A 20,155-nucleotide genomic window follows, 5' to 3' on the forward strand; every position below is an offset into this window, starting at 1 on the left:
TATAATTGAGATGGAGGTGTAATCATGACCAAAGGAATCTTAGGGAAAAAAGTGGGAATGACTCAAATCTTCACTGAATCAGGAGAATTAATCCCAGTTACAGTTGTTGAAGCTACTCCAAACGTAGTATTACAAGTGAAAACTGTTGAAACTGACGGCTATGAAGCAATTCAAGTTGGTTTCCAAGATATGCGTGAAGTTTTGTCTAACAAACCTGCGAAAGGTCATGTTGCAAAAGCAAACACGGCTCCTAAGCGCTTCATTCGTGAATTCAAGGATGTTGAGCTTGAGGGCTTAGAAGTAGGATCAGAAATTAAAGTGGACGTCTTCCAAGCAGGAGACATCGTTGATGTTACAGGAACAACTAAAGGTAAAGGATTCCAAGGCGTAATCAAACGTCATGGACAAAGCCGCGGACCAATGGCTCACGGTTCTCGTTACCATCGTCGTCCTGGATCAATGGGTCCAGTTGCACCTAACCGTGTATTTAAAAATAAACATCTTGCTGGCCGTATGGGTGGCAACCGCGTAACAATTCAAAACCTTGAAATCGTACGTGTAGACGCTGAACGTAACGTAATCTTAATCAAAGGTAACGTTCCAGGCGCTAAAAAATCATTGATTACAATCAAATCAGCTGTGAAGGCTAAATAATCGATAGGAAGAAAGGAGGAACTAAGGAATGCCAAACGTAGCATTATTTAAACAAGATGGAAGCCAAATTGGCGAAATTACTTTAAATGAAGAAATTTTTGGAATTGAACCTAATGAAAGTGTTGTTTTCGATGCAGTTATCATGCAACGTGCTTCATTAAGACAAGGAACACACGCTGTTAGAAACCGTAGCGCAGTACGTGGCGGTGGACGCAAACCATGGCGTCAAAAAGGAACAGGTCGTGCTCGTCAAGGTTCAATCCGTTCACCACAATGGCGTGGAGGTGGCGTTGTATTCGGACCAACACCACGTTCATATAGCTACAAACTTCCTAGAAAAGTTCGTCGTTTAGCAATGAAATCTGTATTATCAGAAAAAGTTGCTGCAAATAACTTGGTTGCAGTTGATGCATTAAGCTTCGAAGCACCAAAAACTAAAGAATTCAAACAAGTTCTTGCTAACTTATCAATTGATACAAAAGTATTAGTAGTATTAGAACCAGGTAATGACTTTGCTGCTTTATCAGCACGTAACTTACCAAACGTAAGTGTTGTTGCTTCAGACAACGTAAGTGTGTTAGATGTTGTATCAAATGACAAATTATTAGTAACTCAAACTGCTCTTACTCAAATTGAGGAGGTGCTTGCATAATGAACTTACTAGATGTCATTAAACGCCCAGTAATCACTGAAAAGTCTATGAACGCAATGGAAGAAAACAAATACACTTTTGAAGTGGATACTCGTGCAAACAAAACATTAGTAAAACAAGCTGTAGAAGCTGCTTTCGATGTGAAAGTTAAAGACGTGAACATCGTAAACGTACGTCCTAAATTCAAACGTATGGGTAAATATGCAGGTTATACAAAGAAACGTCGCAAAGCTATTGTGACATTAACAAGCGATTCAAAAGCAATCGAATTATTCTCAGCTGAATAATAAAACTAGATAGATTATTAATAGGAGGGAAAAAGACGTGGCGATTAAAAAGTACAAACCTACCTCAAATGGTCGTCGTAATATGACTTCTTCTGACTTTGCTGAAATTACTACATCAAAACCAGAAAAATCATTATTGGCACCATTGAAAAACAATGCCGGCCGTAACAACAACGGACGCATCACTGTACGTCACCAAGGTGGCGGTCATAAACGTCAATACCGTTTGATTGATTTCAAACGTAACAAAGATAATGTTGTAGCTAAAGTTGCGACAATCGAATACGATCCAAACCGTTCTGCAAACATTGCTTTATTGCACTACGAAGATGGAGTAAAAACTTATATCTTAGCACCTAAAGGATTAGAAGTAGGCATGACAGTTGTATCTGGTCCTGAAGCTGATATCAAAGTGGGTAACGCATTACCATTAGAAAATATCCCAGTTGGTACTGTTATCCACAATATCGAATTAAAACCAGGTAAAGGTGGACAATTAATCCGCTCTGCTGGTACAAGTGCTCAAGTTTTAGGTAAAGAAGGTAAATACGTTCTTATCCGCCTAAACTCAGGTGAAGTTCGTATGATTTTAGCAACATGCCGTGCAACAATCGGTGCTGTTGGTAACGAACAACACGAATTAATTAACATTGGTAAAGCAGGTCGCTCTCGTTGGTTACGTAAACGTCCAACTGTTCGTGGTAGCGTAATGAACCCTAATGATCACCCACACGGTGGTGGTGAAGGTCGTGCACCAATCGGACGTAAAGCACCAGTTTCACCTTGGGGTCAACCAGCTCTTGGCTTCAAAACACGTAACAAGAAAGCTAAATCAAACAAACTTATTGTTCGTCGTCGTAAGACTAAATAATTTTTATGACCATGTGTCGCACATTTTGAGAGGAGGTTCACCATGGGTCGTAGCTTAAAGAAAGGACCTTTTGTCGATGACCATTTGATGAAAAAGGTCGAAGCACAACAAGGTGTTGAAAAGAAAAAAGTAATCAAAACTTGGTCTCGTCGTTCTACAATCTTCCCAAGTTTTGTTGGATTCACAATCGCTGTGTATGATGGACGTAAACACGTGCCAGTTTACATTCAAGAAGACATGGTAGGACATAAATTAGGTGAATTTGCACCAACTAGAACTTATCGTGGCCACGCTGCAGACGATAAGAAGACAAAACGCTAGTCTGAGGGGAGGATATAAAAATGGCAGAACAAATTACATCAGCTAAAGCAACTGCTAAAACAGTACGTACATCTCCTCGTAAAGCGCGTTTAGTTATCGATTTAATCCGAGGAAAAAGCGTTGCTGAAGCAATTGCAATTCTAAAATTCACACCAAATAAAGCTGCATCAATCATTGAAAAAGTTTTAATGTCAGCTATTGCGAATGCTGAAAATAATTTTGACTTAGATGTTGAAAACTTATATGTATCTGAAGCTTTTGTTAACGAAGGACCAACTATGAAACGTTTCCGTCCACGTGCGAAAGGATCAGCTTCACCAATTAACAAACGTACAAGTCATATTACGGTAGTCGTATCAGAAAAATAAGGAGGGACAATCAGTGGGTCAAAAAGTACATCCAATTGGAATGCGTGTAGGCGTCATCCGTGACTGGGATGCAAAATGGTATGCTGAAAAAGAGTATGCTGAATATCTACACGAAGATTTAAGAATTCGTAAATTTATCGCATCTAAACTTGCTGATGCCGCTGTGTCAACAGTAGAAATCGAACGTGCTGCAAATCGCGTGAACGTTTCAATCCACACAGCTAAACCAGGTATGGTTATCGGTAAAGGCGGTGCTGAAGTCGAAAACCTACGTAAAGAATTAAATAAATTAACTGGTAAACGAGTTCACATTAACATTGTTGAAATCAAAAAACCAGATTTAGATGCTAAATTAGTCGGCGAAGGTATTGCACGTCAATTAGAAAACCGTGTTGCTTTCCGTCGTGCACAAAAACAAGCTATCCAACGTACAATGCGTTCAGGAGCTAAAGGAATTAAAACACAAGTATCAGGTCGTTTAAACGGTGCAGATATTGCTCGTAGCGAAGGATACTCAGAAGGAACAGTTCCACTTCATACATTGCGTGCAGATATTGACTACGCATGGGAAGAAGCAGATACAACATACGGTAAACTTGGTGTTAAAGTATGGATCTATCGCGGAGAAGTTCTTCCAACTAAAAAGAATACTGAAAAAGGAGGGAAATAAGACATGTTAGTACCAAAACGTGTAAAACACCGTCGTGAATTCCGCGGTAAAATGCGTGGTGAAGCTAAAGGCGGTAAAGAAGTTACTTTTGGTGAATACGGTTTGCAAGCAGTTGAATCACATTGGATTACCAACCGCCAAATCGAAGCAGCCCGTATTGCTATGACTCGTTACATGAAACGTGGTGGGAAAGTATGGATTAAAATCTTCCCTCACAAATCTTATACTGCCAAAGCGATTGGGGTACGTATGGGATCTGGTAAAGGGGCACCTGAAGGTTGGGTTGCACCAGTTAAACGCGGCAAAATCATGTTTGAAGTAGCTGGCGTTCCTGAAGAAGTAGCTCGTGAAGCTTTACGTCTTGCTTCTCACAAATTACCAGTAAAAACTAAAATCGTAAAACGTGAGGAAATGGGTGGTGAATCGAATGAAGGTTAAAGAAATCAGAGAATTAACCACTGCCGAAATGCTAGATCAAGAAAAACAATTAAAAGAAGAATTGTTCAATCTTAGATTCCAATTAGCTACAGGCCAATTAGAAAACACTGCACGAATCAAAGAAGTACGTAAATCGATTGCACGCATCAAAACTGTGTTGCGTGAACAAGCTAAGTAATCGTGGAAGGAGGCCATTCATCGTATGACTGAAGAAAGAAATCAACGCAAAGTTTATCAAGGACGTGTGGTTTCTGACAAAATGGATAAAACCATTACTGTTGTCGTTGAAACAAAACGTAACCACCCAATCTATGGTAAACGTATGAACTATTCTAAGAAATACAAAGCTCACGATGAAAACAATGAAGCAAAAGTTGGAGATATCGTGAAAATTATGGAAACTCGTCCATTATCAGCTACAAAACGTTTCCGTCTAGTAGAGATTGTTGAAAAAGCAGTGATTATTTAATCAACGAGATTTTCCTATATAGATTTCAAATATTGTCAAATCTGAAAGGAGGATACACATCGTGATCCAAGCAGAAAGTCGTTTAAAAGTTGCTGATAACTCAGGCGCTCGTGAAATCCTAACGATTAAAGTTTTAGGCGGATCTGGCCGTAAAACTGCCAATATCGGTGACGTGATTGTTGCTACGGTTAAACAAGCAACGCCAGGTGGTGTTGTCAAAAAAGGTGACGTTGTTAAAGCCGTTATCGTTCGTACAAAATCAGGAGCTCGTCGTGCAGACGGTTCATATATTAAATTTGATGAAAATGCTGCGGTAATTATCCGTGATGATAAGAGCCCACGTGGAACTCGTATCTTCGGACCAGTTGCTCGTGAATTACGCGAAAACAACTTCATGAAGATTGTTTCACTAGCACCAGAAGTATTATAATAGGTCAATAAAACATAAGGAGGTGCTAAGATAGATGTTTGTTAAAAAAGGCGATAAAGTTAAAGTTATCACTGGAAAAGACAAAAATAAGGAAGGCGTAGTTTTAGCTGCCCTACCTAAAAAAGATAAAGTCATCGTTGAAGGTGTAAACATTGTGAAAAAACACCAAAAACCTTCTCAAGCTGCTCCTCAAGGTGGAATCGTTGAAGTTGAAGCGCCAATTCACGTATCTAACGTAATGGTAATCGATCCTTCAAACGGACAACCTACAAAAGTTGCTTACAAAGAAGTTGATGGCAAAAAAGTCCGCGTTTCTAAGAAAACCGGTGAAGTTTTAGATAAATAAGAAAAATAAGGAAGGAGGGGCTTACTGAATGAACCGCCTTAAAGAAAAATATACAAAAGAAGTTGTTCCATCTTTAATGGAAAAATTTGAATATAGCTCAGTGATGCAAGTGCCTAAAGTTGAAAAGATTGTTATCAACATGGGTGTTGGTGATGCTGTATCAAACGCTAAAAACTTAGATAAAGCTGTTGAAGAATTACAATTAATTTCAGGTCAAAAACCTTTAATTACTAAAGCTAAGAAATCAATCGCTGGTTTCCGTTTACGTGAAGGAATGCCAATCGGTGCGAAAGTTACTTTACGTGGTGAAAGAATGTACGAATTTTTAGATAAATTAGTTACTGTTTCACTTCCACGTGTGCGTGACTTCCACGGTGTAAGCAAAAAAGCCTTTGACGGACGTGGAAACTACACTTTAGGTGTGAAAGAACAATTAATCTTCCCTGAAGTGGACTACGATTTAGTAGATAAAGTACGTGGTATGGATATCGTAATTGTAACTACAGCTCAAACAGATGAAGAATCTCGTGAGTTGTTAACACAATTAGGCATGCCATTTGCAAAATAATAAAAGGAGGCGAACTACGTGGCTAAAAAATCAATGATTGCTAAAAACAAACGCCCCGCAAAATTCTCAACTCAAGAATATACTCGTTGCGAACGTTGCGGACGTCCACATTCAGTTTATCGTAAATTTAAACTTTGCCGTATTTGCTTCCGCGAACTTGCCTATAAAGGTCAAATTCCCGGCGTGAAGAAAGCTAGCTGGTAAAAAAGTTAAATTCGCATAAAGGAGGTAAATCATCTAATGGTCATGACAGATCCAATTGCAGATTTTCTAACTCGCATTCGTAATGCAAACATGGTTAAACATGAAGTTTTAGAAGTACCTGCATCAAAAATCAAACGTGACATCGCTGAAATCTTAAAACGTGAAGGTTTCGTACGTGATGTAGAATATATCGAAGATGACAAACAAGGCGTAATCCGTGTGTTCTTAAAATACGGTAAAAACGGCGAACGTGTTATCACTAACTTAAAACGTATCTCAAAACCAGGTTTACGTGCTTACGTAAAAGCTGACGAAGTACCTAAAGTATTAAATGGTTTAGGGATCGCAATTATCTCAACTTCTGAAGGTGTAATCACTGATAAAGAAGCTAGAGCTAAAAACATCGGTGGCGAAGTTGTCGCTTACGTATGGTAAGAATTAATCAACGAGGAGGTGTCTGATAGTGAGCCGTATCGGTAATAAAGTTGTTGTTCTTCCTCAAGGTGTGGAAGTCAAACAAAACGGAAACGAAATTACAGTCAAAGGTCCTAAAGGTGAATTAACTCGTACTTTCTCAGAAGATATCAAAATGAATATCGAAGGTAACGAAGTGACTTTCACTCGTCCAAATGACTCAAAAGAAATGAAAACAATTCACGGAACTACTCGCGCAATCTTCCATAACATGGTTGTTGGTGTAAGCGAAGGTTTCCAAAAAGCATTAGAATTAATCGGGGTTGGGTACCGTGCACAATTACAAGGTTCAAAACTTGTATTAAACGTAGGTTACTCTCATCCTGTTGAAATTACTGCTCCTGCAGGTGTAACATTTGAAGTTCCATCTAACACACAAGTTGTTGTTAAAGGAATCAGCAAAGAAGCTGTAGGTGAAATTGCAGCGAACATTCGTGGTGTTCGTCCGCCAGAACCTTATAAAGGTAAAGGTATTCGCTATGTTGGTGAATATGTACGCCGTAAAGAAGGTAAAACTGGTAAATAATCGTAAACAACATTGTTTACGATTCGCGGCTTAGGCCAGCATAATAAAAGAGGTGACAATTGTGATTACAAAACCAGACAAAAATAAAACACGTCAAAAGAGACATCGTCGTGTACGTAACAAAATCTCTGGTACTGCTGAGTGCCCACGCTTGAACGTTTTTCGTTCTAATAAAAACATCTACGCTCAAATTATTGATGACGTAGCGGGTGTGACGCTAGCAAGTGCCTCTGCCTTAGATAAAGAAATTTCAGGTGGAACAAAAACTGAACAAGCACAAGCTGTTGGTAAATTAGTAGCAGAACGTGCTGCAGCAAAAGGTATTAAAAATGTAGTCTTTGACCGTGGTGGATACCTTTACCATGGCCGTGTAGCAGCTTTAGCTCAAGCAGCTCGCGAAAATGGACTTGAATTTTAATAGAAGGAGGAACACCATTCATGGTTTATATTGATCCAAAACATTTGGAATTAGAAGACCGCGTTGTAGCGATTAACCGTGTAACAAAAGTTGTTAAAGGTGGACGTCGTTTACGTTTTGCAGCTTTAGTTGTTGTCGGTGACAAAAACGGACATGTAGGTTTTGGTACTGGTAAAGCTCAAGAAGTTCCAGAAGCAATCCGTAAAGCTGTTGAAGATGCTAAGAAAAACCTTATCGAAGTACCAATGGTTGGGACTACTATCCCTCATGAAGTTATCGGAACTTTTGGTGGTGGACGCATCTTAATGAAACCAGCTGTAGAAGGTTCTGGGGTTGTAGCCGGGGGTCCAACTCGTGCTGTCTTAGAATTAGCTGGTATCGCTGATATCGCATCTAAATCTTTACGTTCAAACACACCAATCAATGTTGTACGTGCAACAATTGAAGGTTTGAAACAATTAAAACGCGCTGAAGAAGTTGCTGCATTACGTGGTAAATCAGTTGAAGAATTAATCGGTTAAGGAGGACTAAATAATGGCTGAATTAAAAATTACTTTAAAACGCAGTGTTATCGGACGTCCTCAAAGCCAACGCAAAACTGTTCAAGCGTTAGGTCTAACAAAAGTAAACAGCTCAGTAGTAAAACCTGCTAACGATGCAGTTAAAGGTATGATCAAAGCTGTTTCTCACTTAGTGGACGTTAAAGAAATTTAATTATAAACAAATTTATACTTATTCATTAAGGAGGTGCCAAATACATGAAACTTCATGAATTAAAACCTGCAGAAGGTTCTCGTCAAGTACGTAATCGTGTTGGTCGTGGAACTTCATCAGGTAACGGTAAAACAGCAGGACGTGGACAAAAAGGGCAAAAAGCTCGTTCAGGTGGTGGTGTACGTTTAGGTTTTGAAGGGGGACAAACGCCATTGTTCCGTCGTTTACCAAAACGTGGATTTACTAATATCAACCGCAAAGAATACGCTGTTGTTAACTTAGACGTTTTAAACCGTTTTGAAGATGGTGCTGAAGTAACTCCTGTAGCTTTAGTGGAAGCTGGAATCGTTAAAGATGCAAAAGCTGGAATCAAAGTTTTAGGAAACGGAACATTATCTAAGAAATTAACAGTTAAAGCTGCTAAGTTCTCAAAAGCCGCAGAAGAAGCAATTGTTGCTGCTGGTGGATCAATCGAGGTGATTTAACGCATGCTTAAATTGCTGAAGGACGCTTTTAAAGTAAAAGACATCCGATCCAGAATTCTGTTTACAGTGTTTATCTTATTTATTTTCCGTGTAGGTACTCATATTACTATTCCGGGAGTAAATGCGGCATCTTTACAGAGCATTGCTGATCTACCATTTCTAAATATGCTTAATTTAGTAAGTGGTAGTTCAATCCAACGCTTTTCAATTTTTGCCATGGGGGTATCTCCTTATATCACAGCTTCCATCATTGTGCAATTACTACAAATGGACATTGTGCCTAAATTTGTAGAATGGTCTAAACAAGGGGAAGTTGGTCGACGAAAATTGAACCAAGCTACTCGCTATATTACTTTGGTATTAGCCTTTGCCCAATCAGTAACGATTACTGCTGGTTTTAACTACTTTACACAATTAGGTTTCGTTAAAAATCCAACAGTAACTACTTTCATTTTAATTGGTTTTATCTTAACTACTGGAACAATGTTTGTGACTTGGTTAGGGGAACAAATTACTGAAAAAGGGATTGGTAATGGGGTTTCAATGATTATCTTCGCAGGTATCATTGCTCAAATGCCAGGTAGTATTAAAGAAATTGTAGAAGATTATTTCATCAATATTGAATCAAGCCAATTATGGAAATCAGCATTATTTGCCTTGGCATTAATCTTGATTGTATTAATCGTTGTGACTTTTGTAACCTATGTACAACAAGCTGAACGAAAAATTCCGATTCAATATACTAAACGGATGACTGGGGCACCAACAAGTAGTTATCTACCATTAAAAGTGAATGCCGCAGGGGTTATCCCAGTAATTTTCGCAAGTTCGTTTTTAACAACGCCAAGTGCAATTATCCAGGCCTTGGCAAGCTCTCATAGTGATGAACAATGGTATCAAGTGGTGACAACATTATTCAGTTATAATACTGTGCCAGGTGCAGCTTTATATACAGTATTAATCGTTGGTTTCACATTCTTCTATGCCTTTGTGCAAGTGAATCCAGAAAAACTTGCCGAGAATCTTCAAAAGCAAGGAAGCTATATTCCAAGTATCCGTCCAGGTCGTGGTACTGAAGAATATGTTTCTGGATTATTAATGCGTTTAAGTACAGTCGGCTCACTATTCTTAGGGGTTGTTGCTTTACTACCAATTATCGCGCAAATGGTTTGGCAATTACCAGGTTCAATTGGCTTGGGAGGAACAAGTCTATTAATCGTTATCGGTGTTGCTTTAGAGTCTGCAAAACAACTTGAAGGCTTAATGCTGAAACGTAAATATACTGGTTTTATCAATTAAAGTTCATGAAGTGTTGGGGTTTTTCCTCAACACTATTCATAAACTTATAGGAGGAATTAGGCATGAACCTCATTTTAATGGGATTACCAGGAGCTGGAAAAGGAACCCAAGCTGAGAAAATCATTGCTGAGTACCAAATTCCACAAATTTCAACAGGTGATATGTTTAGAGCAGCAATTGCCAATCAAACAGCACTTGGTTTGAAAGCAAAAGAATATATGGATCGTGGGGATTTAGTACCTGACGAAGTAACCAATGGTATTGTCAAAGAGCGATTAGCCCAAGATGATACTAAAAATGGTTTCTTATTAGATGGCTTCCCACGTACACTTGATCAAGCAAAAGCATTAGATGAAATGTTAGCTGATCTAGGTAAGAAAATTGATGCAGTAATTGATATCAACGTTCCTGAAGAAGTTTTAGTTGAACGTTTGACTGGTCGTTATATGTGTCGTAGTTGTGGTGCAAGTTTCCACAAAGTATTTAAGCCAACAAAGGTTGAAGGTACATGTGATCGTTGCGGTGGTCATGAATTTTATCAACGTGATGATGACAAGCCAGAAACTGTGAAAAATCGTTTGGCTGTAAACATTAAAAACAGCGAACCAATTCTTGCTTATTATAAAGAGCAAGGTTTATTAAAATCAATTGATGGTAATCGCGATATTGATGCTGTATTTAAAGATGTACAAGCAATTATCGATTAATCAAAGTCGCGTACATGCCAACTTGAATTAGAACTTTCTCTTGATATATTGGTAGGATATGTGGTATAATATTTGAGTCCGACTTCTAGTATTATTTTTTACTAGAAGCATTGTTTTGAGAATCTCAGGTGGAAGCTAATTCCGCCATTTTATCGTATGTAAGGTACGAAAATGTACAAGGAGGTACTGTGCGTGGCAAAAGAAGATATGATTGAAGTTGAAGGTACAGTCGTCGAAACTTTGCCGAATGCAATGTTTAAAGTCGAGTTAGAAAACGGCCATCAAGTGCTTGCTACCGTTTCTGGTAAGATTAGAATGCACTACATTCGTATTTTACCTGGTGACAAGGTAACAGTTGAGTTATCACCATATGACTTAACTCGCGGTCGTATTACTTACCGCTTTAAGTAATTGTACTCCGTAAATCATTAGGAGGTATTATCAATGAAAGTAAGACCATCAGTAAAACCAATGTGTGAACATTGTAAAGTAATTCGTCGTAAAGGACGCGTTATGGTGATTTGCCCAGCAAATCCAAAACACAAACAACGTCAAGGATAATTGGAGGTGTAACATAATATGGCTCGTATTGCAGGAGTAGACATTCCTCGTGAAAAACGTGTTGTTGTTTCATTAACATACATTTACGGTATTGGTACAACAACTGCTAAACAAATTTTAGCTAACGCTGGTGTATCTGAAGATGTTCGCGTACGTGACTTAACTAACGAACAAACAGATGCTATCCGTGCTGAAGTGGATAAATTAAAAGTTGAAGGTGATCTTCGTCGTGAAGTTAACCTTAACATCAAACGTCTAATGGAAATCGGTTCATACCGTGGAATGCGTCATCGTCGTGGTTTACCAGTTCGTGGTCAAAACACTAAGAACAATGCACGTACTCGTAAAGGTCCTACTAAGACAGTTGCAGGTAAGAAAAAATAATTAATAATTAGTGAAGGAGGTTAACACTTCATGGCAGGAAAAAAAGTGAGTCGTAAACGCCGTGTCAAAAAGAATATTGAATCTGGTGTTGCTCATATTCATTCAACATTTAACAATACTATCGTCATGATTACTGACGTTCATGGTAATGCATTAGCTTGGTCTTCAGCGGGTGCATTAGGATTTAAAGGAAGCAGAAAATCAACTCCATTCGCAGCGCAAATGGCAGCTGAAACAGCAGCTAAATCAGCAATGGAACACGGATTAAGAACTGTAGAGGTTACTGTTAAAGGCCCAGGTTCAGGACGTGAAGCTGCTATCCGTTCATTACAAGCTGCAGGTTTAGAAGTAACTGCAATTCGTGATGTAACTCCAGTTCCTCATAATGGATGCCGCCCTCCAAAACGCCGTCGTGTTTAATGAGTGCTGCTCATTTTGAGTTAACTATTAGTCATTGAACAAGACACTTTTCGTTTTGAAAGGGGTAAGTGATAAGAATGATTGAATTCGAAAAACCAAGAATTTCAAAAATTGATGAAGAAAGAGATTATGGCAAGTTTATTGTCGAACCTTTAGAAAGAGGTTATGGTACTACTTTAGGGAACTCTCTACGTCGTATCCTTTTATCTTCATTACCAGGGGCTGCTATTACTAGTATTCAAATTGATACAGTTCAACATGAATTTTCTACAATTGTAGGTGTTCGTGAAGATGTGTCTCAAATTATCTTGAATATTAAAGGTTTAGCCTTAAAATTGTACGGATCTGAAGAAAAAACTTTAGAAATCGATATTACTGGTCCAGCAGTTGTGACTGCAGGTGACATTATCGTTGATTCTGATGTTGAAATCTTAAACAAAGATATGTACATTTGTACAGTCAGTGAAGGTGCTACATTCCGTGCTCGCCTAAAAGTGAAAGCAGGTCGTGGTTACGTTCAAGCTGACGAAAACAAAACTGAAGATATGCCAATCGGTGTTCTTCCTGTTGATTCAATCTACACACCTGTTCGTCGTGTAAACTATCAAGTTGAAAACACACGTGTAGGTCGTCGTGATGATTTCGACAAGTTAACAATGGAAATTTGGACTGATGGATCAATCGAACCGCTAGACGCAATGAGTTTAGCAGCTAAAATCTTAACTGAACATTTAGATATTTTTGTGAACCTTACTGATGAAGCGCGTCATGCTGAAATCATGGTTGAAAAAGAAGAAACACAAAAAGAAAAAATGTTAGAAATGACGATTGAAGAATTAGATTTATCTGTTCGTTCTTATAACTGTTTGAAACGTGCAGGTATCAATACTGTACAAGAATTAACTAACAAGTCTGAACCTGAAATGATTAAAGTACGTAATTTAGGACGCAAATCTTTAGAAGAAGTGAAGAATAAATTACATGATTTAGGTTTAGGTTTACGTAAAGACGATTAATCTTTCATTGAGGGAGGGAAAACTAAATGAGTTACCGTAAATTAGGACGTACATCTTCTCAACGTAAAGCGATGTTACGTGACTTAACAACTGATTTATTCATTAACGAACGTATTGTTACTACTGAAGCTCGTGCGAAAGAAGTACGTTCTACTGCTGAAAAAATGATTACTTTAGGAAAACGCGGAGATTTACATGCTCGTCGTCAAGCTGCTGCATTCGTACGTAACGAAATCGCTAGCGTGCGTGAAGAAGGCGAAGAAATCGTAGTTGAATCTGCATTACAAAAATTATTCAACGATATCGCTCCTCGTTATGCTGACCGTAATGGTGGATATACTCGCATCTTGAAGACAGAGCCAAGACGTGGAGATGCTGCACCAATGGTTATCTTAGAACTTGTTTAATAAGTTGACACTATTGTAATTTTGAGTGTTATGATGTTGGAAGTGCTACTACTTTCCGAGTCTAGCTCGTCGCTACCCTCTGGTGAGTTGTCATCAGAGGGTAAGCACTCATCATAAGATATTTGTATGAGACGGTTGGTTTTCAATCGTTTATTTTTTTGCCCAGTATGTAAAGGATAAACTTTACATACCGGGCTTTTTAGCGTGCAGAAAATTTTGAAAGTATTATAATTCTAAGTATTAAACATTCTATTCAGCATAAATAAACAAACACAAGCAAACCCATGATACAAGCGCATTTCTATGGTTTTTAAATAAATAAACACAAATATAATATAATAGTCTTTTGGTTCAAAATGATGTTCAAAAAGTGGTTCAAAAAAATAACTGTCGGGCGTATACAAGAAAGAAGTTGAATGATACAATAGATTTGTCAATCAAGTGTATTGTACTTCGTGTGTTGCGGTCAACTGTTCAGCGGTTGACCGTATTTTTTATTTGTTGCCATCTTAAAAGCGTTCTGTTTGGCGATGGTATAATTGCCCTAACTAATCAAAAAGAAGCTCCATCGCTTGAAATAGATGCATATTCTGATATAATAAGTGAAAAGAGGTAATCCTGGCACCCCGGGGGCTTGTACTCCCTGTGCTGACGGTCACCTCTTTTTTTATGCTCTCAGATAACCTAAATAAACACGTTTCTAGGCTGTTGAGTGCTTAGGGGTATAAATATATTTCCTAGCTATTTGAATGCTCTCAGATAAATATATACAAAGGAATTTGGAGCAAATAAACACATTTACAACTAAAGGGCTAGCCTGTCAATTGGCTAACCCTTTTTATATTCCACTATGTCCAGTTCTTGGCAAAATTGAATAACAGACTCTCTTAGTTCTCTGTTCGCTGTATATTCAGAAATATAATACTTTTGCGCAACTACAAATTGAGCATATCCTCTTATCATATTATCACAAAAAATCTTCTTCCTGCGTTTCGTCCGTTCCTCTGAATTTGGTACTTGAATAGCTGAATAGCCTTTGATGTATAAGTCATGTAATTCTAAAAATTCTTCTTTTGCCTGCTCGTTGTAAATAAGAATGTCCTCTGCTTCTTTTGATACTCTACCGCTTGAAACGGGTATCTCTGACAATGTAGCGGTTATTTTCGGCTCTCTTGGCATTCCTACGCGCTCCCTTGCTTTTAAATAAGCGCTCAAAAATACTTTTAAATTATCTTTAGTTTTATGATAATCAACTTCATTTTCATTGTCTTTCTTGTATTTGTTCAAATCAAACTTTGCCATATTACCGCCCCTTATGATATAATTTATTCAAGTGCTGTTTAGCTTAGAAATCAAGTTTTTTTCTTTAGTCCTAGTTTTCTAGGGCTATTTTTATGCTCAAAAAGTCGCGTGAGAAAAAATGTGCAGTGACGGCGTGAAGGTCAAAAGAATAGGGGTAGGGGGTAGCATCGCCCCCTAGTCTATAACCGTCTGCATATCATCGCTGAATGCGTTTATTGTATCTTCATAACCACTTAAATATAAATCACTATCAACAATGTTATTCTCTGCATCTAAATTAAATAAATAGTCTGCATCAAGTTTTTCAATGCTATTCATTAAGTTTTTCACTTTCTGAATAGCTCCTGCCTTATCATCAATACTAAAAATTGCATTAGATAATTTCATACTTAATTCGTCATTTCTTTTTGATGTATAAGCGCTAAAAGCATTTAATGCTACTTTGTCATCTTTGAACGCTTCAATGTAATTCATCGCCATTTCTTCAGTTAGTAAATTATCTTTAAACATTAGTAAAGCGTTGTTCAATTTCACTTGATAGGCGATGTCACTTGATGCAACCGACGCTGAAGGGGCGTTCAATTTTTCCAATGATTGCCCTAAAATATTATTGACTTCATTTTTAAATTTGAATAGTTGTTCATTGTAAGCTTGTTTCAACTCAGCAATCTTATTATCTTTCCCTACTTGTGACAAGTTGACATTATCATTGATTTTCTTTGTTTCTTGTCTATAATATTCGTTCAATGTTCTAATATTTTTAAATTGATCAAGAATTGTTTTTTTCATAATTATCTTATCTCCTTAATGCTATTAATTTTTAAAAGTAGTATTTTGTAGTATTCTTTGCCTGATGTCCTATTTTGGGACTTTAACAAACAATCATAGGCAACACCCCTTTCAAATATTAGGTTTTATTAGGTTACTCTTCTATCAATTGCAAAACCTGCATGAGTAACGTTATTTGATTATCTGCAATATATAGCAATTCTTCTTTGTTCGCTCTTTGTTCATCGTATAATGTGGCTCGCTTCAATTGTTCTGCAAACTCAAGCGCCTTTGTGAGTTTGTTGGTTGCTAATTCATTGCTATTTTCGTTAATGAAATACTTATTACCTTTAACAGTCACTCGAACCTTTTTTCTAATCAGTTGCCCTATTATCTTATCTAGCTTTTCGTGTGTGCCTACTTTTCGGGCCATATCATTAATAGGCATGTTAAAATTCTGAATTAAATTCAACACACCCCTTTCACTACAACTAAACTTTTTCTTACTCATATTTTCACTCCTAGCAATCTAAGCATATTTCTTGTAGTTGTAACTTTATGTCTGCACAAATCGGCATCGCTTTTTGCTTCCTGCTTCCTCAAATTCATATACTTCAAGTTTTTCTTTTAGCTTTTCAATTAGTTTTTCATCATTCATCTTCTGCATTCCTCCATGTTGTAAGGTCGATGGCTTCAAGTGCCTTTTGTCGCTTGATCATCTCTTTAATTTGGTTAGTAAATGAACGCAAGCCGTCTTGTCGCTCTTCCTCTGTTCGTGGGATATAATAGCCTGACTTTCTACCATCTACGCCCCTGCCGCCTAGAATAGGAACGCCCTTCAAAATTAGGCTATTGATAACTTTCTTTGTTATCCTTTCTGTAATGCCTGCTGTATTTGCTATATGCTCGCATGATGTCGGACGGTCTGCGCTATATGAAATTAATTCAAGTACTTTTGTTTCAATATCGTTTAATTGCTTCATCGCGTTACCTCCTTGTTTAAAAATCACTCTTAACCCGTCTATCTTGTGTTCTAACAAATCTAAATGCTAGTAGTTGCCCTTTATAGCTTGAGTTATTCACAATTCTTGAAAAGATGCGCTCGCCGTATGCTAAACGCAACTCCTTAGAATTAAAGTTGCTTGTGAATAGTGTTGCCTTGTTCAAACGTGCTTCTACAATGCTTTGTAATGTGTCTAAATTGTATTGTGTAGGTGTTGCTCGGTTTTCTATTGCTCCAAGTTCTGCGCCTAAATCATCTATAACCACAAAATCAGCTTTCTTCACTTCCTGCATGAGATAGCCTTGTAATTCCTTGTATACTTTAGGATCGTTAAAACCTATCTTCAATTGTTCTAGAAGCTCCCTATAGTTGATTACTATAACTTTCTTTGTATAGTCTGACCGTTTGAGGTACTCGTTGGCGATGGCTACCGCTAAATGTGTTTTACCTACTCCTGTGCCCCCAGTAAGCACAATATGCACGGGGCTTTTCTCTAATGCCTCTAGCCAAAACTTAGCATTGATTTTCGCTTGTTCGCTCTCTCTGTTGTCATTTTTGTAAGTTTCTAAAGTATAGTTCAATGTTATATTATCATTCACAATAGAATTGCGTTTCATGTAATTTAATTGTTTTTCTTTTTGCTTTTGAATATAAATTTCTTCATCGCGCTTCTGCTGTTCGGTTGCTTGCTGAATATATTTGCATCTCGGACAAACCGCGCCATCTCTTTTCGCTGTCTTGGTAGGTTTCGCCCACTTGTACATAGTGTTACCACATACGGGGCAAATACCTGCTTCAACAATGCCCCCGTACATATTCTTGAATGGTTCTGCTATTTCCAAAATACCCACGCTCCTTTTTGATCGTCTTTTCCCTGTAGTTAGGTTTTAAAATCAATTTGTTAGCTTAGGGGGTGTAATACCCTTAGGAAGATATTTCAACTCGTTTTTCTTTATTCCGTGATTATGTTCTAGAGAAATTAGCGCATTTTGCTATCTAGTTTCTTCTCTAAGGCGTTTTAAATCTAAACTAGTATAATTACACTCGTTAAACTCAAAACACCTTAGAAACGATTTTAAACGCTAAAACGCGTTGTATATACTGTTCGGGTTCTCCATCGCTTCACGCTCGACTTTTTCATAATCTTCGCGCTGTCTGTCTGTCATATCTTTTCGCATTCCTGCACTTGCTTTACGATCTGCATTGACTTGCTTAACGTTTGTATAGCGTTTTGCCTCCCAATTTTTAAGAATGCCATTCACATAGTTATAGCGTCGTGCATTTGCGTTAATAGCAAGGTTCAAAGCTTCTTGAATGAGTTCCAGCGCTTCTTGTTCGGTTGCTCCTATCTCTTGAAAATCTTTAACCCAGTAAGCAAGGTCTTGCCTTGTCTTTGGTGCAAGCATTCCGAAACCGTTGCTCTCCCAAAATTCAAACAACAACGACAACGACAACGACAACGACAACCCTTTTTGATTTTTATCTGTCTCTTGTTGTAGTTCTTTCTCTTTCTCTATCTCTAGTTCTTTCTCTAGTTCTTTCTCTGTCGTTACATTTTTGTTACTTTGTAACGGTCCAGCGTTACATTGTGACGTTTTTTCTTGCAAAACCTTATTCTGACGGTGTTTTCTAACTCGTCTCGCTGACTCGGATTCACTACCAATCATTTCTGGAATTGCTGTAAGGCTTGCACTGTCTTCTGTGTCGTAAATCAACAAGCCTTTTTGTTCTAGAAACTTCATGCAAATAGCAACATTTTCAATATCTTCATCAATTTCAAGGGCGATTTCTTCAAAAAAGTTATCTGTAACACCTTCAAAATATACCTTTCCATTGTTTTTTAAACTCAACAATAAAATCTTTAAATATATTATTGTATGCGTATCTCCTCCAGCTATTTTTCTCAATAGCTTAATTTCTTTTTGTTTAAAAAAATCCTCTTTTAATTTCAACCAAAAAAATCTTTTAACACTAGCCATTATAAATCTCCCTCAAATCATTCAAACTTACGCCATAACTTTTATACTTTACAATATAATTTTCATGTTCTAATATTTCTATCTCGTCATCATCAGCATCTAAAAATCTTTGAATTGCTTTAGGATTTTGCACAAAATTATCTTTGTCGGCGTTGATGAATAAATGAAAATAATACGCTTGTGTTGATAGTGGCATTTCTGTGAATTTATCTGTACTAGTGATTTTTCTAAGTTCTTTAATATTCATTTCTCTAACTCCTCTAAGTATTCTAAAATTGTAATTACTTTGATTAATTTCCTGTTGTTGTCACATAGTGCTTTTAGCACTTGCCCTGTTTCTCTATCTCTTGCTTTTTCAAGAAGTTCTCTGAGAATATTTGCATTTCTGCAATTAATTTCGTTTAACTCCTCAATCAATTCTCTATTATCTAGCTTTAATGTTTGAATGGTTTTTTCCATGCTGATCAGCTCCCTTCAAAATATCGTTCAATTGATATTCATCAAAATCTAGTATCAATAAAAGCATCGCAACAATAGCGATGAATAGAATAATTTTAGGTGTTGCGATGGTCGCGATGCCTAGCCCTATTAATAGCCCTAGTAAAATATTTCGTTTATACATTGAAATGCCCCCTTGTATTTGGTAAAATTAGGGCAATAAAAGCATTTTATAGCTTGTAAGGCTTCTTCCTTTGGTCGGGTGGTTGCCTTTTTTTATTGCCCTGAAACTCATTTACTCGATGCTCCTATCTTTCTAATTCTGTAAAGCAAGCTATTTCGATTACTTCCAATTCGTTAATTACTTCTTTTACTATTTCCCTGATCACTTCATACTTATTCAAATGAATTTCTTTGCCGTCTTTCCATTCAATGCACTTTGTAGACTCGTCAAAGTCTGCAAGCGTGGCCAGTTTATCAATGGCTTGTGTTAGTTGTTTGTGATAGTATTCTAAATCTGATTTATTCATGTTTAGCCTTCCTCTCTTTTCTTGTGTACGCTCGATATGTCTATTATTTTTGTTCAAATTGCATCATAAACTTGTCTATGTCTGCCTTCTTGTAAAATGTCATGCGTGGGCTAGTCATCTTGTAAGACTTTAAACCCAGCGCTTTAAATTCTTCCAGCGTCTGCGGTGCTATATTGTCTAGAATCTTTTTTCGTACCGTTTCCGCCTTGATATATCCTTGTGGCTGTATTTGCTCCCTGACTACCTCAGCAACCACTAGAGGCAATTCTTTTCTAATTATTTCAGTTATCATTGTTTGCAATTCCTGCGTTGCTTCTTGGCTGAATATGTTCATAATCTGCACCCCTTTCTAAAATATTGGCAATTAATTCGGGCGTTAGGTTGTATTTCGATAAAATTTCTCTAAAGCCATTCAAGAACACCATCGCCCCGCCGTATTCATCTAA

General features: G+C 37.5%; 39 protein-coding genes. 28 read left to right on the forward strand and 11 right to left on the reverse strand.

Features of this window, described 5'->3' with window-relative positions; translation table 11 throughout:
* Nucleotides 1-24 precede the first annotated feature (24 nt).
* The 28 genes from rplC to rplQ all read left to right on the forward strand — a co-directional run bounded on the left by rplC (nucleotide 25) and on the right by rplQ (nucleotide 13,689).
* Nucleotides 25-654: a 50S ribosomal protein L3 gene (gene rplC, locus ACTQZM_RS05125; RefSeq protein WP_243197907.1), complete on the forward strand. Its 630-nt coding sequence runs from the start codon at nucleotides 25-27 to the stop codon at nucleotides 652-654.
* Nucleotides 655-682: 28 nt separating this feature from the next.
* The gene (gene rplD / locus ACTQZM_RS05130) at nucleotides 683-1,306 is read left to right on the forward strand and encodes a 50S ribosomal protein L4 (protein WP_047242122.1); all 624 of its coding nucleotides are present in this window, start codon (nucleotides 683-685) and stop codon (nucleotides 1,304-1,306) included.
* Nucleotides 1,306-1,593: a 50S ribosomal protein L23 gene (locus tag ACTQZM_RS05135; protein WP_016250291.1), complete on the forward strand. Its 288-nt coding sequence runs from the start codon at nucleotides 1,306-1,308 to the stop codon at nucleotides 1,591-1,593. Before rplD ends, ACTQZM_RS05135 begins: the two co-directional genes overlap by 1 nt.
* Nucleotides 1,594-1,630: 37 nt before the next feature.
* The gene (rplB, locus tag ACTQZM_RS05140; RefSeq protein ID WP_016250292.1) at nucleotides 1,631-2,464 is read left to right on the forward strand and encodes a 50S ribosomal protein L2; all 834 of its coding nucleotides are present in this window, start codon (nucleotides 1,631-1,633) and stop codon (nucleotides 2,462-2,464) included.
* 42 nt (nucleotides 2,465-2,506) lie between these two features.
* Nucleotides 2,507-2,785, forward strand: a complete 279-nt coding sequence (gene rpsS, locus ACTQZM_RS05145; RefSeq protein ID WP_016184200.1) for a 30S ribosomal protein S19 — start codon at nucleotides 2,507-2,509, stop codon at nucleotides 2,783-2,785.
* 20 nt (nucleotides 2,786-2,805) lie between these two features.
* A complete protein-coding gene (gene rplV / locus ACTQZM_RS05150; protein WP_016250293.1) occupies nucleotides 2,806-3,153 on the forward strand; it encodes a 50S ribosomal protein L22 in 348 nt (115 codons plus the stop codon).
* A 13-nt stretch (nucleotides 3,154-3,166) separates the two neighbouring features.
* Nucleotides 3,167-3,823 carry a 30S ribosomal protein S3 gene (gene rpsC, locus ACTQZM_RS05155; protein WP_016250294.1) on the forward strand — a complete coding sequence of 219 codons (657 nt, stop codon included), beginning with the start codon at nucleotides 3,167-3,169 and terminating at the stop codon, nucleotides 3,821-3,823.
* A 3-nt stretch (nucleotides 3,824-3,826) separates the two neighbouring features.
* Complete coding sequence (gene rplP, locus ACTQZM_RS05160) at nucleotides 3,827-4,261, forward strand: 50S ribosomal protein L16 (protein WP_016250295.1); 435 nt, start codon at nucleotides 3,827-3,829, stop codon at nucleotides 4,259-4,261.
* Entirely contained in the window at nucleotides 4,251-4,439 is a 189-nt protein-coding gene (rpmC, locus tag ACTQZM_RS05165; RefSeq protein ID WP_002288664.1) for a 50S ribosomal protein L29, read from the forward strand. The genes rplP and rpmC overlap by 11 nt, the downstream gene beginning before the upstream one ends.
* A gap of 24 nt (nucleotides 4,440-4,463) precedes the next feature.
* Nucleotides 4,464-4,730 carry a 30S ribosomal protein S17 gene (rpsQ, locus tag ACTQZM_RS05170; RefSeq protein ID WP_016250296.1) on the forward strand — a complete coding sequence of 89 codons (267 nt, stop codon included), beginning with the start codon at nucleotides 4,464-4,466 and terminating at the stop codon, nucleotides 4,728-4,730.
* A gap of 61 nt (nucleotides 4,731-4,791) precedes the next feature.
* Nucleotides 4,792-5,160: a 50S ribosomal protein L14 gene (rplN, locus tag ACTQZM_RS05175; protein ID WP_016250297.1), complete on the forward strand. Its 369-nt coding sequence runs from the start codon at nucleotides 4,792-4,794 to the stop codon at nucleotides 5,158-5,160.
* Between the two features lie 34 nt (nucleotides 5,161-5,194).
* Complete coding sequence (rplX, locus tag ACTQZM_RS05180) at nucleotides 5,195-5,506, forward strand: 50S ribosomal protein L24 (RefSeq protein ID WP_016250298.1); 312 nt, start codon at nucleotides 5,195-5,197, stop codon at nucleotides 5,504-5,506.
* Nucleotides 5,507-5,534: 28 nt separating this feature from the next.
* Nucleotides 5,535-6,074 carry a 50S ribosomal protein L5 gene (gene rplE, locus ACTQZM_RS05185; protein WP_016250299.1) on the forward strand — a complete coding sequence of 180 codons (540 nt, stop codon included), beginning with the start codon at nucleotides 5,535-5,537 and terminating at the stop codon, nucleotides 6,072-6,074.
* 18 nt (nucleotides 6,075-6,092) lie between these two features.
* Nucleotides 6,093-6,278: a type Z 30S ribosomal protein S14 gene (locus ACTQZM_RS05190; protein WP_016184192.1), complete on the forward strand. Its 186-nt coding sequence runs from the start codon at nucleotides 6,093-6,095 to the stop codon at nucleotides 6,276-6,278.
* 36 nt (nucleotides 6,279-6,314) lie between these two features.
* Nucleotides 6,315-6,713, forward strand: a complete 399-nt coding sequence (gene rpsH / locus ACTQZM_RS05195; RefSeq protein ID WP_016184191.1) for a 30S ribosomal protein S8 — start codon at nucleotides 6,315-6,317, stop codon at nucleotides 6,711-6,713.
* Between the two features lie 28 nt (nucleotides 6,714-6,741).
* Nucleotides 6,742-7,278 (forward strand): 50S ribosomal protein L6, encoded by a 537-nt coding sequence (gene rplF / locus ACTQZM_RS05200; RefSeq protein ID WP_248626162.1) that lies wholly within the window; start codon nucleotides 6,742-6,744, stop codon nucleotides 7,276-7,278.
* A gap of 61 nt (nucleotides 7,279-7,339) precedes the next feature.
* On the forward strand, nucleotides 7,340-7,696 hold the full coding sequence (rplR, locus tag ACTQZM_RS05205) for a 50S ribosomal protein L18 (RefSeq protein ID WP_016250301.1): 357 nt from the start codon (nucleotides 7,340-7,342) through the stop codon (nucleotides 7,694-7,696).
* Between the two features lie 20 nt (nucleotides 7,697-7,716).
* Nucleotides 7,717-8,217 (forward strand): 30S ribosomal protein S5, encoded by a 501-nt coding sequence (gene rpsE, locus ACTQZM_RS05210; protein WP_016184188.1) that lies wholly within the window; start codon nucleotides 7,717-7,719, stop codon nucleotides 8,215-8,217.
* 13 nt (nucleotides 8,218-8,230) lie between these two features.
* The gene (gene rpmD / locus ACTQZM_RS05215; RefSeq protein ID WP_016250303.1) at nucleotides 8,231-8,410 is read left to right on the forward strand and encodes a 50S ribosomal protein L30; all 180 of its coding nucleotides are present in this window, start codon (nucleotides 8,231-8,233) and stop codon (nucleotides 8,408-8,410) included.
* 44 nt (nucleotides 8,411-8,454) lie between these two features.
* Nucleotides 8,455-8,895, forward strand: coding sequence for a 50S ribosomal protein L15 (gene rplO, locus ACTQZM_RS05220; protein WP_016250304.1), 441 nt, complete (start codon nucleotides 8,455-8,457; stop codon nucleotides 8,893-8,895).
* A gap of 3 nt (nucleotides 8,896-8,898) precedes the next feature.
* On the forward strand, nucleotides 8,899-10,194 hold the full coding sequence (secY, locus tag ACTQZM_RS05225; RefSeq protein ID WP_047242121.1) for a preprotein translocase subunit SecY: 1,296 nt from the start codon (nucleotides 8,899-8,901) through the stop codon (nucleotides 10,192-10,194).
* A gap of 62 nt (nucleotides 10,195-10,256) precedes the next feature.
* Nucleotides 10,257-10,901, forward strand: a complete 645-nt coding sequence (locus ACTQZM_RS05230; RefSeq protein ID WP_016250306.1) for an adenylate kinase — start codon at nucleotides 10,257-10,259, stop codon at nucleotides 10,899-10,901.
* Nucleotides 10,902-11,093: 192 nt separating this feature from the next.
* A complete protein-coding gene (gene infA, locus ACTQZM_RS05235) occupies nucleotides 11,094-11,312 on the forward strand; it encodes a translation initiation factor IF-1 (RefSeq protein ID WP_002356224.1) in 219 nt (72 codons plus the stop codon).
* 33 nt (nucleotides 11,313-11,345) lie between these two features.
* A complete protein-coding gene (rpmJ, locus tag ACTQZM_RS05240; RefSeq protein ID WP_002288710.1) occupies nucleotides 11,346-11,462 on the forward strand; it encodes a 50S ribosomal protein L36 in 117 nt (38 codons plus the stop codon).
* A gap of 18 nt (nucleotides 11,463-11,480) precedes the next feature.
* A complete protein-coding gene (gene rpsM / locus ACTQZM_RS05245; RefSeq protein ID WP_016250307.1) occupies nucleotides 11,481-11,846 on the forward strand; it encodes a 30S ribosomal protein S13 in 366 nt (121 codons plus the stop codon).
* 30 nt (nucleotides 11,847-11,876) lie between these two features.
* A complete protein-coding gene (gene rpsK / locus ACTQZM_RS05250) occupies nucleotides 11,877-12,266 on the forward strand; it encodes a 30S ribosomal protein S11 (protein WP_016250308.1) in 390 nt (129 codons plus the stop codon).
* 77 nt (nucleotides 12,267-12,343) lie between these two features.
* Nucleotides 12,344-13,282, forward strand: coding sequence for a DNA-directed RNA polymerase subunit alpha (locus ACTQZM_RS05255; protein ID WP_016250309.1), 939 nt, complete (start codon nucleotides 12,344-12,346; stop codon nucleotides 13,280-13,282).
* Between the two features lie 26 nt (nucleotides 13,283-13,308).
* Entirely contained in the window at nucleotides 13,309-13,689 is a 381-nt protein-coding gene (gene rplQ, locus ACTQZM_RS05260) for a 50S ribosomal protein L17 (protein ID WP_047242119.1), read from the forward strand.
* An 828-nt stretch (nucleotides 13,690-14,517) separates the two neighbouring features.
* On the opposite strand, the gene ACTQZM_RS05265 is transcribed toward rplQ, so the two are convergent.
* The 11 genes from ACTQZM_RS05265 to ACTQZM_RS05315 all read right to left on the reverse strand — a co-directional run bounded on the left by ACTQZM_RS05265 (nucleotide 14,518) and on the right by ACTQZM_RS05315 (nucleotide 20,001).
* A complete protein-coding gene (locus ACTQZM_RS05265) occupies nucleotides 14,518-14,991 on the reverse strand; it encodes an ArpU family transcriptional regulator (RefSeq protein WP_441653102.1) in 474 nt (157 codons plus the stop codon).
* A 174-nt stretch (nucleotides 14,992-15,165) separates the two neighbouring features.
* Complete coding sequence (locus ACTQZM_RS05270; protein WP_441653103.1) at nucleotides 15,166-15,780, reverse strand: hypothetical protein; 615 nt, start codon at nucleotides 15,778-15,780, stop codon at nucleotides 15,166-15,168.
* A gap of 133 nt (nucleotides 15,781-15,913) precedes the next feature.
* Nucleotides 15,914-16,270, reverse strand: coding sequence for a hypothetical protein (locus ACTQZM_RS05275; protein ID WP_441653104.1), 357 nt, complete (start codon nucleotides 16,268-16,270; stop codon nucleotides 15,914-15,916).
* Between the two features lie 139 nt (nucleotides 16,271-16,409).
* Entirely contained in the window at nucleotides 16,410-16,742 is a 333-nt protein-coding gene (locus ACTQZM_RS05280; protein ID WP_441653105.1) for a hypothetical protein, read from the reverse strand.
* Nucleotides 16,743-16,758: 16 nt separating this feature from the next.
* Nucleotides 16,759-17,604, reverse strand: coding sequence for an ATP-binding protein (locus tag ACTQZM_RS05285; protein ID WP_441653106.1), 846 nt, complete (start codon nucleotides 17,602-17,604; stop codon nucleotides 16,759-16,761).
* Nucleotides 17,605-17,844: 240 nt separating this feature from the next.
* Nucleotides 17,845-18,741: a phage replisome organizer N-terminal domain-containing protein gene (locus tag ACTQZM_RS05290; protein WP_441653107.1), complete on the reverse strand. Its 897-nt coding sequence runs from the start codon at nucleotides 18,739-18,741 to the stop codon at nucleotides 17,845-17,847.
* Entirely contained in the window at nucleotides 18,734-18,988 is a 255-nt protein-coding gene (locus ACTQZM_RS05295) for a hypothetical protein (protein WP_441653108.1), read from the reverse strand. The genes ACTQZM_RS05290 and ACTQZM_RS05295 overlap by 8 nt, the downstream gene beginning before the upstream one ends.
* A complete protein-coding gene (locus tag ACTQZM_RS05300; RefSeq protein WP_441653109.1) occupies nucleotides 18,985-19,200 on the reverse strand; it encodes a hypothetical protein in 216 nt (71 codons plus the stop codon). The genes ACTQZM_RS05295 and ACTQZM_RS05300 overlap by 4 nt, the downstream gene beginning before the upstream one ends.
* Nucleotides 19,166-19,363 carry a hypothetical protein gene (locus ACTQZM_RS05305; protein WP_248626428.1) on the reverse strand — a complete coding sequence of 66 codons (198 nt, stop codon included), beginning with the start codon at nucleotides 19,361-19,363 and terminating at the stop codon, nucleotides 19,166-19,168. The genes ACTQZM_RS05300 and ACTQZM_RS05305 overlap by 35 nt, the downstream gene beginning before the upstream one ends.
* A gap of 124 nt (nucleotides 19,364-19,487) precedes the next feature.
* Nucleotides 19,488-19,709, reverse strand: a complete 222-nt coding sequence (locus ACTQZM_RS05310; RefSeq protein ID WP_441653110.1) for a hypothetical protein — start codon at nucleotides 19,707-19,709, stop codon at nucleotides 19,488-19,490.
* Between the two features lie 43 nt (nucleotides 19,710-19,752).
* Nucleotides 19,753-20,001, reverse strand: a complete 249-nt coding sequence (locus ACTQZM_RS05315; RefSeq protein WP_441653111.1) for a hypothetical protein — start codon at nucleotides 19,999-20,001, stop codon at nucleotides 19,753-19,755.
* Nucleotides 20,002-20,155: the final 154 nt, after the last annotated feature.

It is taken from the genome of Enterococcus cecorum (genome assembly GCF_052119425.1).
Classification (GTDB): Bacteria; Bacillota; Bacilli; order Lactobacillales; family Enterococcaceae; genus Enterococcus_E; species Enterococcus_E cecorum_C.

Bases quoted from the DNA above. Each gene is read 5' to 3' on its own strand.
- ACTQZM_RS05305 (WP_248626428.1), bottom strand. From the start codon at position 19,363: ATGTATAAACGAAATATTTTACTAGGGCTATTAATAGGGCTAGGCATC.
- ACTQZM_RS05270 (WP_441653103.1), bottom strand. From the start codon at position 15,780: ATGAAAAAAACAATTCTTGATCAATTTAAAAATATTAGAACATTGAAC.
- ACTQZM_RS05275 (WP_441653104.1), bottom strand. From the start codon at position 16,270: ATGAGTAAGAAAAAGTTTAGTTGTAGTGAAAGGGGTGTGTTGAATTTA.
- rplP (WP_016250295.1), top strand. From the start codon at position 3,827: ATGTTAGTACCAAAACGTGTAAAACACCGTCGTGAATTCCGCGGTAAA.
- rplD (WP_047242122.1), top strand. From the start codon at position 683: ATGCCAAACGTAGCATTATTTAAACAAGATGGAAGCCAAATTGGCGAA.
- rpsS (WP_016184200.1), top strand. From the start codon at position 2,507: ATGGGTCGTAGCTTAAAGAAAGGACCTTTTGTCGATGACCATTTGATG.
- rpmD (WP_016250303.1), top strand. From the start codon at position 8,231: ATGGCTGAATTAAAAATTACTTTAAAACGCAGTGTTATCGGACGTCCT.
- ACTQZM_RS05135 (WP_016250291.1), top strand. From the start codon at position 1,306: ATGAACTTACTAGATGTCATTAAACGCCCAGTAATCACTGAAAAGTCT.
- rplC (WP_243197907.1), top strand. From the start codon at position 25: ATGACCAAAGGAATCTTAGGGAAAAAAGTGGGAATGACTCAAATCTTC.
- rpsE (WP_016184188.1), top strand. From the start codon at position 7,717: ATGGTTTATATTGATCCAAAACATTTGGAATTAGAAGACCGCGTTGTA.
- ACTQZM_RS05300 (WP_441653109.1), bottom strand. From the start codon at position 19,200: ATGGAAAAAACCATTCAAACATTAAAGCTAGATAATAGAGAATTGATT.
- rpsM (WP_016250307.1), top strand. From the start codon at position 11,481: ATGGCTCGTATTGCAGGAGTAGACATTCCTCGTGAAAAACGTGTTGTT.
- rpsH (WP_016184191.1), top strand. From the start codon at position 6,315: ATGGTCATGACAGATCCAATTGCAGATTTTCTAACTCGCATTCGTAAT.
- rplE (WP_016250299.1), top strand. From the start codon at position 5,535: ATGAACCGCCTTAAAGAAAAATATACAAAAGAAGTTGTTCCATCTTTA.
- secY (WP_047242121.1), top strand. From the start codon at position 8,899: ATGCTTAAATTGCTGAAGGACGCTTTTAAAGTAAAAGACATCCGATCC.
- ACTQZM_RS05280 (WP_441653105.1), bottom strand. From the start codon at position 16,742: ATGAAGCAATTAAACGATATTGAAACAAAAGTACTTGAATTAATTTCA.
- rplV (WP_016250293.1), top strand. From the start codon at position 2,806: ATGGCAGAACAAATTACATCAGCTAAAGCAACTGCTAAAACAGTACGT.
- rplO (WP_016250304.1), top strand. From the start codon at position 8,455: ATGAAACTTCATGAATTAAAACCTGCAGAAGGTTCTCGTCAAGTACGT.
- ACTQZM_RS05290 (WP_441653107.1), bottom strand. From the start codon at position 18,741: ATGGCTAGTGTTAAAAGATTTTTTTGGTTGAAATTAAAAGAGGATTTT.
- ACTQZM_RS05295 (WP_441653108.1), bottom strand. From the start codon at position 18,988: ATGAATATTAAAGAACTTAGAAAAATCACTAGTACAGATAAATTCACA.
- ACTQZM_RS05315 (WP_441653111.1), bottom strand. From the start codon at position 20,001: ATGATAACTGAAATAATTAGAAAAGAATTGCCTCTAGTGGTTGCTGAG.
- rpmJ (WP_002288710.1), top strand. From the start codon at position 11,346: ATGAAAGTAAGACCATCAGTAAAACCAATGTGTGAACATTGTAAAGTA.
- rpmC (WP_002288664.1), top strand. From the start codon at position 4,251: ATGAAGGTTAAAGAAATCAGAGAATTAACCACTGCCGAAATGCTAGAT.
- rpsK (WP_016250308.1), top strand. From the start codon at position 11,877: ATGGCAGGAAAAAAAGTGAGTCGTAAACGCCGTGTCAAAAAGAATATT.
- ACTQZM_RS05230 (WP_016250306.1), top strand. From the start codon at position 10,257: ATGAACCTCATTTTAATGGGATTACCAGGAGCTGGAAAAGGAACCCAA.
- ACTQZM_RS05265 (WP_441653102.1), bottom strand. From the start codon at position 14,991: ATGGCAAAGTTTGATTTGAACAAATACAAGAAAGACAATGAAAATGAA.
- rplQ (WP_047242119.1), top strand. From the start codon at position 13,309: ATGAGTTACCGTAAATTAGGACGTACATCTTCTCAACGTAAAGCGATG.
- rplX (WP_016250298.1), top strand. From the start codon at position 5,195: ATGTTTGTTAAAAAAGGCGATAAAGTTAAAGTTATCACTGGAAAAGAC.
- ACTQZM_RS05310 (WP_441653110.1), bottom strand. From the start codon at position 19,709: ATGAATAAATCAGATTTAGAATACTATCACAAACAACTAACACAAGCC.
- rpsQ (WP_016250296.1), top strand. From the start codon at position 4,464: ATGACTGAAGAAAGAAATCAACGCAAAGTTTATCAAGGACGTGTGGTT.
- ACTQZM_RS05255 (WP_016250309.1), top strand. From the start codon at position 12,344: ATGATTGAATTCGAAAAACCAAGAATTTCAAAAATTGATGAAGAAAGA.